This is a genomic window from Streptococcus suis, assembly GCF_017601095.1.
GTDB classification, from domain to species: Bacteria; Bacillota; Bacilli; order Lactobacillales; family Streptococcaceae; genus Streptococcus; species Streptococcus suis_Z.
Window position 1 is genome coordinate 171561 of the sequence record NZ_JAGFUX010000002.1, and the last position, 14332, is coordinate 185892.

The 14332-nt window shown below is 44.5% G+C and carries 15 protein-coding genes, 1 tRNA gene and 1 other RNA gene; 5 read left to right on the forward strand and 12 right to left on the reverse strand.

Features of this window, described 5'->3' with window-relative positions:
• Positions 1 to 954: a 50S ribosomal protein L11 methyltransferase gene (prmA, locus tag J5566_RS02350; RefSeq protein ID WP_172079752.1), complete on the reverse strand. Its 954-nt coding sequence runs from the start codon at positions 952 to 954 to the stop codon at positions 1 to 3.
• Positions 951 to 1997: an AbiH family protein gene (locus tag J5566_RS02355; RefSeq protein ID WP_208561907.1), complete on the reverse strand. Its 1047-nt coding sequence runs from the start codon at positions 1995 to 1997 to the stop codon at positions 951 to 953. Before J5566_RS02355 ends, prmA begins: the two co-directional genes overlap by 4 nt.
• Before the next feature lie 248 nt (positions 1998 to 2245).
• On the opposite strand from J5566_RS02355, the gene J5566_RS10495 reads away from it, so the two are divergent.
• Positions 2246 to 2359 (forward strand): putative holin-like toxin, encoded by a 114-nt coding sequence (locus J5566_RS10495; RefSeq protein WP_015647538.1) that lies wholly within the window; start codon positions 2246 to 2248, stop codon positions 2357 to 2359.
• A 160-nt stretch (positions 2360 to 2519) separates the two neighbouring features.
• Here the strand turns inward: J5566_RS10495 and J5566_RS02360 are convergent, their stop codons facing one another.
• Both J5566_RS02360 and J5566_RS02365 read right to left on the reverse strand, forming a co-directional pair.
• A complete protein-coding gene (locus J5566_RS02360; protein ID WP_208561908.1) occupies positions 2520 to 2873 on the reverse strand; it encodes an ASCH domain-containing protein in 354 nt (117 codons plus the stop codon).
• A 1-nt stretch (position 2874) separates the two neighbouring features.
• Complete coding sequence (locus J5566_RS02365; protein WP_208561909.1) at positions 2875 to 3345, reverse strand: DUF3013 family protein; 471 nt, start codon at positions 3343 to 3345, stop codon at positions 2875 to 2877.
• Between the two features lie 73 nt (positions 3346 to 3418).
• Here J5566_RS02365 and J5566_RS02370 point away from each other — a divergent pair, with 73 nt between their 5' ends.
• The 4 genes from J5566_RS02370 to J5566_RS02385 all read left to right on the forward strand — a co-directional run bounded on the left by J5566_RS02370 (position 3419) and on the right by J5566_RS02385 (position 5676).
• Entirely contained in the window at positions 3419 to 4702 is a 1284-nt protein-coding gene (locus J5566_RS02370; RefSeq protein ID WP_208561910.1) for a replication-associated recombination protein A, read from the forward strand.
• 76 nt (positions 4703 to 4778) lie between these two features.
• On the forward strand, positions 4779 to 5195 hold the full coding sequence (locus J5566_RS02375) for a hypothetical protein (RefSeq protein WP_105112442.1): 417 nt from the start codon (positions 4779 to 4781) through the stop codon (positions 5193 to 5195).
• 207 nt (positions 5196 to 5402) lie between these two features.
• Positions 5403 to 5596, forward strand: a non-coding RNA gene (gene ssrS / locus J5566_RS02380) — 6S RNA.
• Between the two features lie 7 nt (positions 5597 to 5603).
• A tRNA-Lys gene (locus tag J5566_RS02385) sits at positions 5604 to 5676 on the forward strand.
• Between the two features lie 118 nt (positions 5677 to 5794).
• Here J5566_RS02385 and J5566_RS02390 read toward each other — a convergent pair.
• The 8 genes from J5566_RS02390 to J5566_RS02420 form a co-directional block, all read right to left on the reverse strand.
• On the reverse strand, positions 5795 to 6349 hold the full coding sequence (locus J5566_RS02390; RefSeq protein WP_208561911.1) for a GNAT family N-acetyltransferase: 555 nt from the start codon (positions 6347 to 6349) through the stop codon (positions 5795 to 5797).
• On the reverse strand, positions 6346 to 6918 hold the full coding sequence (gene nrdG, locus J5566_RS02395; protein WP_208561912.1) for an anaerobic ribonucleoside-triphosphate reductase activating protein: 573 nt from the start codon (positions 6916 to 6918) through the stop codon (positions 6346 to 6348). Before nrdG ends, J5566_RS02390 begins: the two co-directional genes overlap by 4 nt.
• A 17-nt stretch (positions 6919 to 6935) precedes the next feature.
• Entirely contained in the window at positions 6936 to 7427 is a 492-nt protein-coding gene (locus J5566_RS02400) for a GNAT family N-acetyltransferase (protein ID WP_208561913.1), read from the reverse strand.
• Between the two features lies 1 nt (position 7428).
• Positions 7429 to 8775 (reverse strand): bifunctional metallophosphatase/5'-nucleotidase, encoded by a 1347-nt coding sequence (locus J5566_RS02405; RefSeq protein WP_208561914.1) that lies wholly within the window; start codon positions 8773 to 8775, stop codon positions 7429 to 7431.
• A gap of 1 nt (position 8776) precedes the next feature.
• On the reverse strand, positions 8777 to 8911 hold the full coding sequence (locus tag J5566_RS10660) for a hypothetical protein (RefSeq protein ID WP_014638808.1): 135 nt from the start codon (positions 8909 to 8911) through the stop codon (positions 8777 to 8779).
• A 98-nt stretch (positions 8912 to 9009) separates the two neighbouring features.
• Entirely contained in the window at positions 9010 to 11181 is a 2172-nt protein-coding gene (nrdD, locus tag J5566_RS02410) for an anaerobic ribonucleoside-triphosphate reductase (protein WP_208561915.1), read from the reverse strand.
• 147 nt (positions 11182 to 11328) lie between these two features.
• Complete coding sequence (locus tag J5566_RS02415; RefSeq protein ID WP_208561916.1) at positions 11329 to 12837, reverse strand: quinol oxidase; 1509 nt, start codon at positions 12835 to 12837, stop codon at positions 11329 to 11331.
• A 192-nt stretch (positions 12838 to 13029) separates the two neighbouring features.
• Positions 13030 to 14274: a bifunctional folylpolyglutamate synthase/dihydrofolate synthase gene (locus J5566_RS02420; RefSeq protein WP_348002272.1), complete on the reverse strand. Its 1245-nt coding sequence runs from the start codon at positions 14272 to 14274 to the stop codon at positions 13030 to 13032.
• Positions 14275 to 14332 lie beyond the last annotated feature (58 nt).

The window sequence follows — 14332 nt, forward strand, 5'->3', positions numbered from 1 at the left end:
CTAGCCTCCAATCACACCTGAGCGATCAGCCGTCTTCTTGAAGATACAGCAATTCCACTCACCTTGAATCATATGGGTCTCAAGGAAGAAGCCAGCCGCCTCCGCAGATGCTCGCACCATATCCCACTTGTCCGCGATGATACCGCTCATAATCAGGTAGCCCTCTTCCTTGACCAGACGGTAGGCATCCTCGGTCAGATGGATGAGAATGTCCGCCAAGATGTTGGCAACGATAACTTCTGCTTTAATATCAACGCCACGAAGCAAGTCACCTGCCGCGACATGAATATTGCTAGTATTGGCATTGAGGTCAATGTTTTCCTGAGCTACACGCACCGCCACCTCATCCAAGTCATAGGCGTAAATCTCCTTGGCACCCAAGAGAGAACTTGCAATGGAGAGGACGCCTGAACCTGTACCGACGTCAATCACCGTTTCGCCACCACGAAGGACCTGAGAAAGAGCAAAGAGGCTCATCTTGGTCGTCGGGTGGGTACCCGTACCGAAAGCCATGCCTGGATCCAAGCGGATAATTTTCTCACCTGCTGTCGCCTCGTAGTCCGTCCAAGACGGCACAATGGTCAAATCGTGGGTAATGCGGGCTGGTTCATAGTATTTCTTCCAGTTGTCCGCCCAGTCTTCCTCTACCAGTTCCTGACTTTCTAGACTGACCTGACCAATCTCCAAGCCAAAGCCTGTCAAATCCGCCATGCGAGTCGCCAAGTCTGCCTTAACTTCCTCAATATCTACAGTATCAGGATAATAGGCCGTAATCGCAATCATATCTGACTGCTCCACCTCGGGATAGAGTTCACCAAAACGGTCCTCCTGTCCCACATAGTCAGCCGAGTCGCTAATAGCCACCCCCTGACTCCCCGTTTCAATCATCAGATTTGAAACTGCCTCTTCTGCATCACGATGCACGTGAATCGTTAATTCTTGCCATGAGTTCATGTTTGTTTCCTTTCCTCCTCTATATCAACTAATTTAAAAATACTTTTACCAATAACTGTAATAATATTTTTTCTCAATTGTTGTTCTAATTCCGAGTCAATTCCGCAATTGTTAACAAACCTATCTTCAAAAGTTGTATACAGACGTCTCACTCGAATTGGATTTCCGGCATCAAAATTTTCAACATAGTGGTAAATGATTATCGGAACACCACGCTCTAATGAACATTTTGCTACTTTTTCCCAAAGATAGCTATCTGTCTGTCCCAATGATGCTCCGTAAATAATGAGAATATCTGAATTTTTGATAATTTGTTCGTTTCTAATATCTAGATTTTCACGAACTCCTGAGAGACTCAAATTTTTTATTAAAAATTCTTTCTGCTCCTCAGAAAATTCATCCGATAGCTGTTCTGAATTACTGACACCAAGGATTGTGTTCAATTCTAAACTTCCATGGCAGTGAATCGGTTTTCTCACAATAAAATTATACGTTGAACTTGAACTAGACCGATAGTTGTTCTTATGTGTATCCTTCGACTTCTCAAATAATTTATCTAATACATTAGTATAATTTAATGTCATTAAATTAACAATGTCATGTTCAAACCTATTTTCATCGAAAAGTTTCGTAATTAGTGGCTGATTTAGGTTGGGTAAATCACTAATTAAGCGGTTGAATGTCTCTCCAAAATCAATAATTTTTTGTTCATATTCAAATGACTTTTGAACATCACTTAAATAAAATCGTAAATCATCAATTACATCAGATAAATCATTAATAAACTTTTCTTTTGCATCATTGGACTTAGTAATCTCTTCATTATCCCTAGTCATTTTTCCAATCGATAACTCAAAGTCTGACCAGTTCTCATAATCATTCACTCTGTCCTTGAAAAGGGCTTCATATATAAAGTTTGAATAGTCATTTTTCTCTTTCTTATTTTGATAAATTTCATTTTGAAATTCATAAAAGTTTTTATACTTTGTTTTTAGACCATATTGTATATCCAATCCGTTTCCAACAATATAAGTAATGTACATTTCCCCTCCAAAGTATTTTCTCATCCATTATTACAAATTGTATACAATTTTATTTAAAATTATTGTACCGATTTCTAGCCTATTTTACAAGTTAATGTTACGCAATGGAACCCTAATAATACTTTTTCGAAAATGTTCTAATCGCACTACGAATAAACATGTGTAGGAAAGTTTGAAACGGTGGTTCCAAGTTTCTGAACGGAGGTGATGCCCATGAAAGTGGACAGCAAATCTGCTAGAAAGGAGGAATGCTTTTGTCCGTAGCTGATGGATTGATTGTCATGCTCACATTCGCAAGTCTACTTGTTGAAATGCTGAGCTTGATAATCGTCATCATTTTAGCTATTCGAGATAAAAAATAACCGTCAGCAAACTTTGACACAGTTCTGACGGTTATTTAATCTAACGAACTGAACCACCGTTTAGCGGTCCTACTAGGCGTTGAGCTGGAACTCAACGCCTTTTCTATTTTTATAATAGCAAAAGTTTCGCCTGCAGTCAAGCAAGAGAGAAAACGGAAGGTCAAATAGAATCTATTACCCTCAATTCTATACCCACTGTACCATATTGTTCTAATTGTTCTCGAGAATAGTAAACTTCCATATCTTCTGGTTTCGCCCCTCTAATACTGCTTTGCGTATACCCACAAGACAATAAATCTAGTTCTTTGTATAACTGAGCAAAATTATCAAATATGTGAAGATCTAATACTTGCACCTCGATCGTTTGCGTCTGATTTTCTGTACAATAAAAACGGATGCGATCTCCAATTTGTATATGCTTGCGCTTCTCGTCATAAAGTCGTAGCTCAATAGTCTTCTGACCAGACTTCATCATTGCAAAAGGTTTTGGAGCCAGTAACATTTCATGAACCATCTCAATACCTCGGATATGGGTAAAATTCCCCCTCCACCAAGTCTGCTCTGCCTTTTTCAAAAGCCTCGCTATCCCAAGCAATCGCAAATTCTTGGGCTTCTGGGTCCACCAAAAAGTCCATGAGGTCATCTAGACCTTGGTCTGCGGTGTCCTTAAGAAAGTCTGCAAAGTAGGTCAGAAACTCTGCTGAAAAGCCCTTCTTGGCGTCAAATGGCAGAGCGACCAGGTAGTCTTCTTCGTCAAAGCGAGACTTGTCCTGGTTGTAGAAAAGGACATACTCCTCCAGGAAAATATCCTCCGCAGAAGCATTGCCGTCATCGTCCACCGTCTCAATCCCAGCCGCATTTTGTGCTTCCAAGATAAAAGCCAACTCAACAGCATGATTTTTCTTGTCCCAGTTAAGCTCGTAATCGTAGGTAAAATGTTTGTCCAGTGCTGCTTCCAGCACATCTAAAAAGCCATGTTTTGCCATGTCAGTCCTCTTTTAATTTTGTGTTATAATAAGTGTACCATAATCAGCTAACAAAAGAAACGAAAGGAAGCCTATGCCAGCCAATCTCGCCCTTCGTATGCGGCCCAAATCCATTGATGAGGTCATCGGTCAGGAACACCTGGTCGGTTCTGGAAAGATTATCCGCCGCATGATTGATGCCAATATGCTGTCGTCCATGATTCTCTACGGTCCGCCGGGAATTGGCAAGACCTCGATTGCTTCTGCCATTGCTGGCACGACCAAATACGCCTTTCGGACCTTTAATGCCACGACCGACAACCAAAAACGCCTGCAGGAAATCGCTGAAGAGGCTAAGTTTTCTGGCGGTCTGGTTCTCCTGCTCGATGAAATCCACCGCCTTAACAAGAGCAAACAGGACTTCCTACTTCCTCTTTTGGAAAATGGCAATATCATCATGATTGGGGCAACGACGGAAAATCCATTCTTCTCAATCCTGCCCGCCATTCGCAGTCGGGTGCAGATTTTTGAATTACAACCCTTGAAAACCAGCCATATCCGACAGGCCTTGGAGCTGGCTTTAACAGACAGTGAACGTGGTTTTGACTTCCCAGTCACCATTGAACCTGAGGCTCTGGACTTTCTGGCAAATGCGACCAATGGCGACCTTCGGGCTGCCTACAATTCTCTAGAACTGGCTGTGCTTTCGACCAAGAAAAGTGACGACGGTAGTCGCCACATTGATCTGGACGCTGTGGAAAATAGCCTGCAAAAGTCCTACATCAGCATGGACAAGAACGGTGATGCCCACTACGACATCCTCTCCGCTCTGCAAAAATCCATTAGGGGTAGCGATGTCAATGCCAGCCTCCACTACGCCGCTCGTTTGATTGAGGCCGAAGATCTGCCTAGTCTTGCTCGTCGTTTGACGGTCATTGCCTATGAAGACATCGGCTTGGCCAATCCAGAGGCTCAGATTCATACGGTGACCGCCCTTGAAACTGCCCAGAAAATCGGCTTTCCAGAGGCACGGATTTTGATTGCCAATGTAGTGGTCGATTTGGCCCTTTCTCCCAAGTCCAATTCTGCCTATCTGGCTATGGATGCGGCTCTGGCTGATTTGCGAAAGAACGGTCATCTGCCTATTCCAAATCACCTGCGGGACGGTCATTATGCTGGTAGTAAGGAGCTGGGAAATGCCATTGGCTACCAGTATCCGCATGCCTATCCTGAAAAATGGGTGGACCAACAATACCTGCCCGATAAGTTACTGACTGCGGACTACTTCACCGCCAACGACACCGGCAAATACGAGCGTGCCTTGGGCATGACCCAAGAAAAAATCAAGCAACTAAAACAGCATAAGAAAAATGTGTAATGTAGGACTAGTTTCTATTGATTATGGGCCAAAGACCATCAAACTGATTGTAGAAATCTTAAAATGAGGTATTCCAATGAAAATAGAACGAAATTTTGGCGAGAGCTTTCCGTATTCGATGCATGATGCAAGAATTACGAAGATTGAACACCTGGATAATCAGCTAATACTGCATATGGATTCTCTGTTTTATTATACCGATAATCAAACTGAACAGATTCATAAAGCAACCATCCTGTTTGAACAGGTTGATAAAGAGGATGTCGAGTTTTTCGTATTCGAAGATACTGTTACAGGGGATTTTTCAGGAACTTGTATTGGACTGAAAGAATACCAGAAAAAGTACCAAGATAGTGAATTTGAAGTAATTGTGGAAACCTACAACTGGAGTCGAGCTGTATTTCAGGGGTGGTTATGGACTGGTGCTACTCCTGTAACCTGTCTAATGAATATTTTCTATTCAGGAAAAATGCTTTACCAAATAGGTGAGTAAGAGAAACACAGGGACTTCCTGATTTTACAACGCTTATCAATAAGGAATGGGAGAAATATAGGTAATAAATGAACTGAACACAATATCGTCCTGTATCATAAATTGTAGTGCTTTTCTTCAGAAAAACAAAATTTGATAACGTTTTCATTTTTTGCCGTTTTCCTCTTGATTTTTTCAAAAAATATGGTAATATTAAATCATAAATAAGAACTGCTGTGGTATACGAATTCATACCTATGTGTTGACCGACTATTTTTGTATTACTAGGGAGACAAAGATCTTTTGGCAGTATGCAGGCTGGTTCACCCAGAAGCAACTAAGTCAGAAACACGTCACCCACCTGCTTCTAGCGTGCGGGATCAATACAATTCATGAATAACCGGTACCAATACAGCATTTTTATTTTGCCCTTCCTTAGCTCAGCTGGCAGAGCAGCGGACTCTTAATCCGTGGGTCGTAGGTTCGATCCCTACAGGGAGGATTTTCATATATCTCCTAAGCCTTGTCCTGCAAGGCTTTTTGCGTGTCAAAATGTCTATTTGTTCTTCTTTTGTTCAAAAAAACATCACTCCAAAAAGGAATGATGTTTATATACAGCTTTACCAAGAACGTCCCTTGAGGTCAATATCTCCTTCTGGAAAATCTTTTTTGTCTTTCTTAGCCGATGCAATCATAATAGTCGCCGAAATCTGCTGTTGCTCCTTGCCTGTCAGCCGGTCAACATGAGTCTCCATACGATTGATTCGATAAAATCCACAAGCCTCATAGTAAGGGACCACTTCTTCTCGGCAACCCAAATAAGAAAAATCAACTGCTAAAGTTTGCGTATTTTCCTCTAACAATCGGGACATCATATCTCTCCCCAATCCTTTCCCACGAAATTCTGGCGCTATTAAAACTCCTCCGATTCCCGCAATAAGACACTCTTCAGCTCCTACAGAAATAGTACGAACCTGACTGCCCATATGACCCACCAAGTCCTCGCCTAGATAGGCTAACAAATGATAGTCTTGCGACGCGTAGCCATAGGGCTGCTTCAAATTCCACTCTCCGTAGTCATCTCTATATTCTCTATCAAACAAATCTTTGATAGATTGAGCCTGCTTAGCAATCAAATCTTCTGTTGACGAAAATAGAAAATTCAGTTTTGTCATTTCTCTAACCTTTCCCAGAGAACCACCTGTCCTTGTTTGAGCGACCTCTGCACATCAATAATGCGTTGGTTGGAAGAGCCGCGGAACTGCAACATAAGATTGCGTTTGCTGTTGTCATAGCGACCATCTACGAGAATGTCCAACTGGCTGAGCAGTTCTAATTTGTCTGGCGTTTCCAGCATCAATTCTTCCCATGTATAGCCTGTCCAGGACCAAATATCCTTGTCTGGCAATTCCGTCCGAACCCGCTTGACGAGGGGGAGGACGGTCCCTGTATTGAGAAAAGGCTCTCCACCCAAAAGGGTCAGACCCTGCACATAGGGCTGGGCCAGGTCTGCTAAGATGCGGTCTTCCAGCTCCTTGGTGTAAGGAATGCCGGCCTTGAAGGACCAGGTGGCGACATTGTAACAGCCTGGACAGTGAAAAAGGCAGCCGCTAACATAGAGGGAGCACCGCACGCCTTCGCCGTCCACAAAATTAAAGGCCTTGTAGTCCATAATCCGTCCCTGACTGAGTTCCTCACTCTTCCACTCGCCCGGCTTGGGATTGTTCCAGGTCTGTTCCCCCATAGCTGCCTCCCTCTCTCTTAGCTGATCCAGTAACGCTCGACACCCTCACGGACATCTTCCAACTTTCCGCCGCAAGCCACAATCGTTTTGCGACTAGCCTCATTGTCTGTCGAGCAGGTCACGAGGACTTTGGAAATATTTTTGGTTGCGGCTTCCTGCAAACCAAGTCGAAGTTGTTCCTTGGCATAGCCCTTTTCTCGCTCGGTCGGGCGAATGGAATAACCGATGTGACCGCCTTTATTGAGCAGGAAATCGTTGAGCCGTAGGCGTAGACTGAGAAAACCAAGGGCTCGACCAGTCTGGTCACATGATACATATTGAATGGAAGGAACAAAACCGTCTGGCAGGTTGATGCCTGCCTCATAGTCTTGGTTTCTCAAAATCCAGTCTTCAAAGTCCACATCTTTGGAGAGAAAGCCTCCGTCCATAGCAGAGCCTGCCGCTTCAAACTCCGCTAGCATATCCAAAATCGTTTCCTTATCTGCTAGTGTCGGTCGTCGCAATTCCATACTATACTCCATACTGTCTTTTGAAAAAATCGCTGATGATGTCCGTATCCAGTCCCAAATCCTGCACAATTTCTGCCTTGTGGAAATCATCATAGTTGTCCTTACCACTCCAGACAAAAGAATTGGTCACAATCTGATAGAGCCTATCTGGCTCGACAGCTCTGCCATTGACCAAAAGATCCTCACCGCTTTGGACAATGCCCCACATCTGAGGGTGGAGACCTGTCTTGAGGCTAGCCACCAAATCGCTGCCCCTGATAGTAACCAAGAGCACACGCTTAGAAAAGGGCAGGACCTTGACCAAGTCCGAATAGTAAATCGGACCCGCTGACAAGGAAGCCCGAATGCCGAAGCCGTTGATGACCGCTCCATCCGCCTGCAAGCCCAGCTGGCCAGCCCGCTCAAAGAGAGCCTGGCAAATGACAGGAGCTAGATTGGACACGCCCTGACGAATGCTATCCCGCTCCCCGTCTAGTGCCTGCGGCAGAACCGCTATCGGTTGGGAAAAAGCTGCGTCCCGTTCCGATTTCATCTGGTCGATAATGGCCTTGACCGCCCTGTCTTCCTCAGTCAGTTGCTCCACCTCAACCAAGTCATAGGTCAAGACCTCATGTCGCCCGTCTGCATAACACCGCAGGGACAAATGACCGACAAAGCGACCGTATTGACCAGCCTGGCAAATGCTGACGCTGCCCACCTGACTTGGTTCTCTCAAAATCGTGTGGGTGTGTCCGCCCAAGATGACATTGACCTCTGGAAATTCCTTGGCCAAGGCAAGATCTTCATCGTAGCCCATGTGACTGAGTAAAACCAGATGAGCCTGAGGATTGGCCTTCATAATCTGGTCCACCAATCGCCGCAATGCCTGTCGTGGATCTTCAAAAAGTACCTTGTCTGACGGCGAGGCAACCTCCTGGGTTTCTAAGGTGGTCAAACCCAAGACATACAAGGACTGCCCATTCATATCAAACTCGAGAACATCCTCCAGCGGCACCAATTCATCAGCCGCCTCCTCGTCACGGTAGCGGAGATTAGAGGATACGATCGGAAAGCCCGCAAAGTCATCCAAGCGACTGAGCAGTTCATCTCCGTGGTCAAATTCATGATTGCCCAAGGTCATGGCCTGGCAACCAATACGATTCATCAACTCGATTTCCTTGATTCCACGGTACATATTGAAAAAGATATTGCCCGAAAACAGATCCCCGCTGTCAAAGACAAAGGTCGGAACCCCCTCTTTTTCATTCCGAGCTCGAATATCCGCAATCAGCTGGGCTTTCTTTGGAAAATTCTCCATGTAGGAATGCATATCATTGGTATGGAGAATGCTGATATCTGTAAAATTCATACTATTTTTTCTTATTCTTGGCTTGCTTGAGCAATTCCTGCACACGCGCCTTCTTGTCCTGCTTCACATTGGAATTCTTCTCGTGATAGCGTGCCACCAAGGCCTTGCCCTTATCGTCTAGTTGGTATTTTCCCATTGTTTTCTCCTTTTTTGAACATAGCAGAGCTATTACATTTTTCTCCCTATTATAACAAACTTCCGTAGTTCCTCAAAACCACGGAAGCCCTCATGTCCTTATAAACTAGACCCATTCATGTGTTTGACACGGGAAATAATTTCCTTGTGGCGACCCTTGACCATGGGTCTGGCCTGCGGATTGCCTAGGTAACCACAGGTCCGCTTGACCACATCGACTGTTTTGGGATCGCTATTGCTACAGTTTGGACACTTGAAACCACGCTCCGTCGGCTCGAAGTCCCCCTCAAAATCACAAGCATAGCAATGGTCAATCGGGGTATTGGTCCCCAGATAACCCACGCGGTCATAGGCATAGTCCCAAACAGCCTCCAAAGCCTTGGGATTTTGTTGTAGCACAGGGTATTCGCAGTAGTGGATAAAGCCACCGCTGGCACCCGCTTCCACATAGACCTTTTCAAAATCCAATTTTTCAAAGGGAGTCGGATTTTTCCGCACATCATAGTGGAAGGAGTTGGTGTAATACTGCTTGTCGGTGATATTTTCAACCAGACCAAACTTCTCTGTATCCATGCGGCAGAAGCGATCCGTCAGGCTTTCCGACGGGGTCGAATAAACAGAGAAATGATAACCATATTGATCCGACCAAGCCTCTGTCAATTCCTTCATTCGTTTGATAATGGCAATCGTGAACTCCTTGGCTTCTGGATTGTCCTCCCAGTGACCACCGTAGAAAACTGCCGCCACTTCATAAAGTCCGATATAGCCCAACGAAATGGTCGCTCTGCGATTTTTAAAGACCTCATCCACCGCATCGGTCTTGGCCAGTCGCTTGCCAAAAGCCCCATACTGATACAAAATCGGTGCATTGGCAGGGGTCGCCTCCTTGACCCGCTCCACACGGTAAACTAAGGCATCCTTGACAATGGACATCCGCTCTGCAAAGATTTCCCAAAATTTTTCCTGACTGCCGCCACTTTCAAGGGCAATCCGTGGCAGATTGACGGTCACAACACCCAAGTTCATCCGCCCAGATGTCACATCCTGACCGTGTTCATCCTGCCAACCTTGGAGGAAAGAACGGCAACCCATTGGCACCTTGAAGGAGCCTGTCAACTCAACAATCTTATCATAAGACAGCATATCTGGGTACATCCGCTTGGTGGCACATTCCACCGCCAGCTGCTTGATGTCGTAGTTAGGGGAATTCGGCTCCAAATTCAAGCCTCGCTTAACTGTGAAAATCAGCTTGGGAAAAATCGCCGTCCGACCTTCGCGTCCCAGACCCTTGATACGAATGTTGAGAATAGCCTTTTGAATTTCCCGTTCAAACCAGGAAGTTCCCAGACCAAAACCTAGCGATGTAAATGGCGTTTGACCATTGGAAGTAAAGAGGGTGTTAATCTCATACTCCAAGGACTGCATAGCATCGTAGATATCCTTTTGCGTCTTGGCACGGGCATAGTCTTCCTGCTTGTCTAGCAAGACCCAGTCTTTGGCTTCTTTCAAATGCTTCTGATAATTGAGTTCAGCATAAGGAGCTAGCACCTCATCAATACGGTCTGCCGAACAGCCCCCGTACTGGCTAGATGCCACATTGGCAATAATCTGCGAAATCTGTGCCGTAGCCGTCTGAATTGACTTTGGGCTTTCCACATCCGCATTCCCAATCTTGAAGCCCTGAGCCAACATGCCCTTGAAATCAATCAAACAACAGTTTGTCATAGGTGTATAAGGGCTGTAATCTAAGTCGTGGTAATGAATGTCACCTTTTTGGTGAGCATTGGCCACATGGGCAGGCAAGAGCTTGAGGCCGATAGACTTACCAACGACACCTGCCGTCAAATCCCGCTGGGTATTGAAAACATCCGCATCCTTGTTGGCATTTTCATTGACCAAAGTCTGATCCTTGCTCAGCAACTTGTGGATTTCAAAGTTAATATCCGTCGCCTGATGACGACGAAAATCCCGCTGGGTCCGGTACTGGATATAGCGCTCTGCCAGCTCATACAAATGAGCCTTGAGCAACTCCTGCTCTACAATGGTCTGAATTTCATAAATCTGAATGTCATCTGTAAAACGACGATCAATCTCTTGCAAGCTTGCCTTCAAAACCAGCTGTAAACCTACTTCTGACACAGGGTGTTCCAATTCCTGATTGGCCCGTGAAAGAGCAGAAAAAATCTTTTGCTCATCAAAGGACACCGTCCGACCATCTCGTTTCAAGACCAGCAAGTTGACGACTGGTAAGATTGTTTCTACACTTTTCATCTGACAAACCTCCAAACTACTCACTGGTTATAGTGTAACATTTCACAAGTTCTTTATCAATATGTTGTATGAATTTTTCAAAAAATAATCTATACATACCATATATAGACTTATCTTGCAAAAAAATGACTGCATTAGCAATCATTTTCAATTATTTTTTTCATATAAACGGAACTGCGTCAAATTCAAATCTAACTCCGAATAGGCTGAATCCAAGGTAGTTTGGACCTCCTCCAAAACCGGTATATCCTTGTTGACCAAGATATACTTAGCATTGGTCCGGTTCAAATCATAGACCAGAGTTGACTTGCTCAACTCCGTATCCAAGTATGGTTCGGCTGTGATAACTGTTGCCGATGAAAATCGCTGGGCGTCCAGATACAAAAGGGCGCTATCATCCCAAGCAAAGATAAGGTCGCTCTGGCTAGTATTTTCCTGAATATACTGCGCCACCTCTTGACGCTCTTCTCGGACAAAGTCCTGGGTGATATACTGGTAAACCGGCTGCCCGATGAAAAATCCAACAACTAGAAGTGGCAGATAGAATGACCAACCGAGGTAAGAAAAGTCTTCTCTCTCCTCCTCTTCCTTGAGACTCATGGCAATTAAAATGAGACCATAGGGTACCAAAACCGTCGCCTGACTCCAATCCCCATTGGCATTGCAGACGATGAAAACAGTCTGCAAAAGCATGGTCAAGAGGACAAAAACACGAATAAAAGCATTTGACGCACGATTGGGGAGGAAAAGAGATTGGAAAATTCCTCTAAAAATCCCTGAAACCAGCAAAAAGATAGCCAGATAGAGCGATGACTGCAACTGGAAGCTAAAGTCAAAGTTAAATAGGAAGGTCTGTTGAACGGCTAAACCTAAAATCTGTTCAATAAAGGTATAATAGCCGACAGAGTAGAGGACCAAAAGGAAGCCAAAAATAGAAGCTAAGGTTTGGTAAATCCCTCTTGCAAGCTGACGGTGGCGGATATTAAAGACCAAAATGACCAATTGAGACACCACCCAAAGGATAGCGGCCTTGGGATAAATCAAGAAAACAAAGGCTGCTTCAATTCCAAATATTATAAAACTCTCATCCTTTACAGCCCTTTCAAAATACCGCACTAAGAACCATACCGAGCTCAAGATGAAAGGTAGGGCATACAAAGGAGCTGTGATCCCCCCTATATTTAAGGTTCCAATCAACAGATAAAACCAGCTAAGTAACTGATTCGCAACCTCTCTTGAACACGCAAAATAGGCTAAAATCTTATGCAGAAAAATCCCCGCAATGATTAGACAGACAAATTGGAGAAGAGCCAAACCGATGCTGGTTTGAAAAAAGCTCCCCAAGTAGGTCAATAGAAAAAACAGAATCCCACTAGTTCCAAAGAAATCACTGTAAGGTACTTGACCTGCTTGCATGGCTACACCGGCATAGAGGTTCTGACTTTGAAGATTAGATGCCAAAAAAGTCAAAAAGGGATTGGCAACACTCAAAAGGCTCAACAACAAGCTCAAAAAAAGCGGTAGCCAAAGATTAGTTTTGTAGTCATTTGGATCGAAGTTCGTTGGTTCTGCAAAAGCACGTTTTGCGGCCAACTCTCTGCGTTCCTTACGTGACAAATGACTGTCTTCTTGATGAGAAGCAACGAATTCCGTCATAGTTTTCTCCTTGCTATAATCTCAATCATTATAACAAAAAGACTGCTCCTTGTCACTCTTCTCCCCAATTTCCTTTAATAGGGCCAATTTCTCCAACTGTCGAAAGTTATACCATCCCGTTACCTTTGGCTGGGGATCAATTTGATAGTTTTTTCTCATTTCCATACTTATCTATTCGAAAAAAGGATGGCATCAGCCATCCAACTTCTTATTTTTTTGATCCAAAAGCCATTTTCGAACTTCTGAAATAAAGTAGAGAGAACCCGTCACAAACAGTCTGCCTTGCCCCTCTTTGAGCCAGGTTGATAACCAGCCTTGGTAGTCCTCAGCCCAGGCCCCCTGCCACTGCAGATCCTCTTTTTTTACAGCCCCATCATATGAAAAACTTGTTAGAACAAGCGTCGCCACCAGCAATTCTCTCTCTAAACAAGCCAACATCTCTTGAAAATCCTTGCGTTTCAAAGCCGAAAAAAGAATCGTCTGAGGCCCATCCTCCTCTTTGATAAAAGCCACTAAACTCTCAATAGCCGGCAGATTATGGGCACCATCTAGATAAATTGCGGGTTCTGACATTACCAATTCCAAACGCCCCATCCAGCTTGTCTCTGCCAAAGCTGACGAAAGATATTCTCTCTTCCATTCATTCCCCAACAAGGGCAAGAGCAAACGACTGGCCTCTACAGCAAGTGCTGCGTTCTTGCGTTGATGATCTCCCTGCAAACCAAGTTGAGCCAAATGGATTTCTACACCTTCTGACCAGAATAGGTTTTCCTTCCAGCCAAAATCACGACCAAATTGATAGACTTCCGCTTCCTTATCGCTAGCAACTTGCAGACATACCTGCTGGGCTTCTAGCGGCAAATCACCCAAGAGAACTAGACGATGCGGTTTGATAATCCCTGCTTTTTGATAAGCAATATCTCCTATCGTCTCTCCCAATAAGTCCTGATGGTCCAAACCGATCGAAGTAATCAAGCACATTAGTGGATCAATGACGTTGGTCGAATCATGCAGACCACCAATTCCCACCTCAATCAGCGCTAGGTCCAAATCCTGATTTTGAAAATAGAGAAACATGACCAGAACCATTACTTCAAAATATCGAAAGCCCTCATAGACCTGCGCGACTGCTACCTCTAAATCATGTACTTGCCTAACCAATTCCCAAAATCGAGAAGTAGGAATCGGCTCTGATTGTATCAGGATACGGTCCTCGATGGTCTCCATATGGGGGGAGACAAACCGCCCCACACGGAGTCCATGACTTTCTAGGATTTTTTGCAAGAAAGCAAGGGTCGACCCTTTTCCGTTGGTCCCGGCCACATGGACAAGTGGCACCTTCTCCTGCGGATTGCCTAAGAGTTCCAAGGCATAGCGCATCTTTTCTTCTTTAAAGCGGAAAACTTGCCCCTGTTTTCCATTTAACCATTTTTTCACCTGCTACCTCCATCCTACTATACTAGCAAGTTGCGGGGATTTTTGCAAAAGAAAGGTG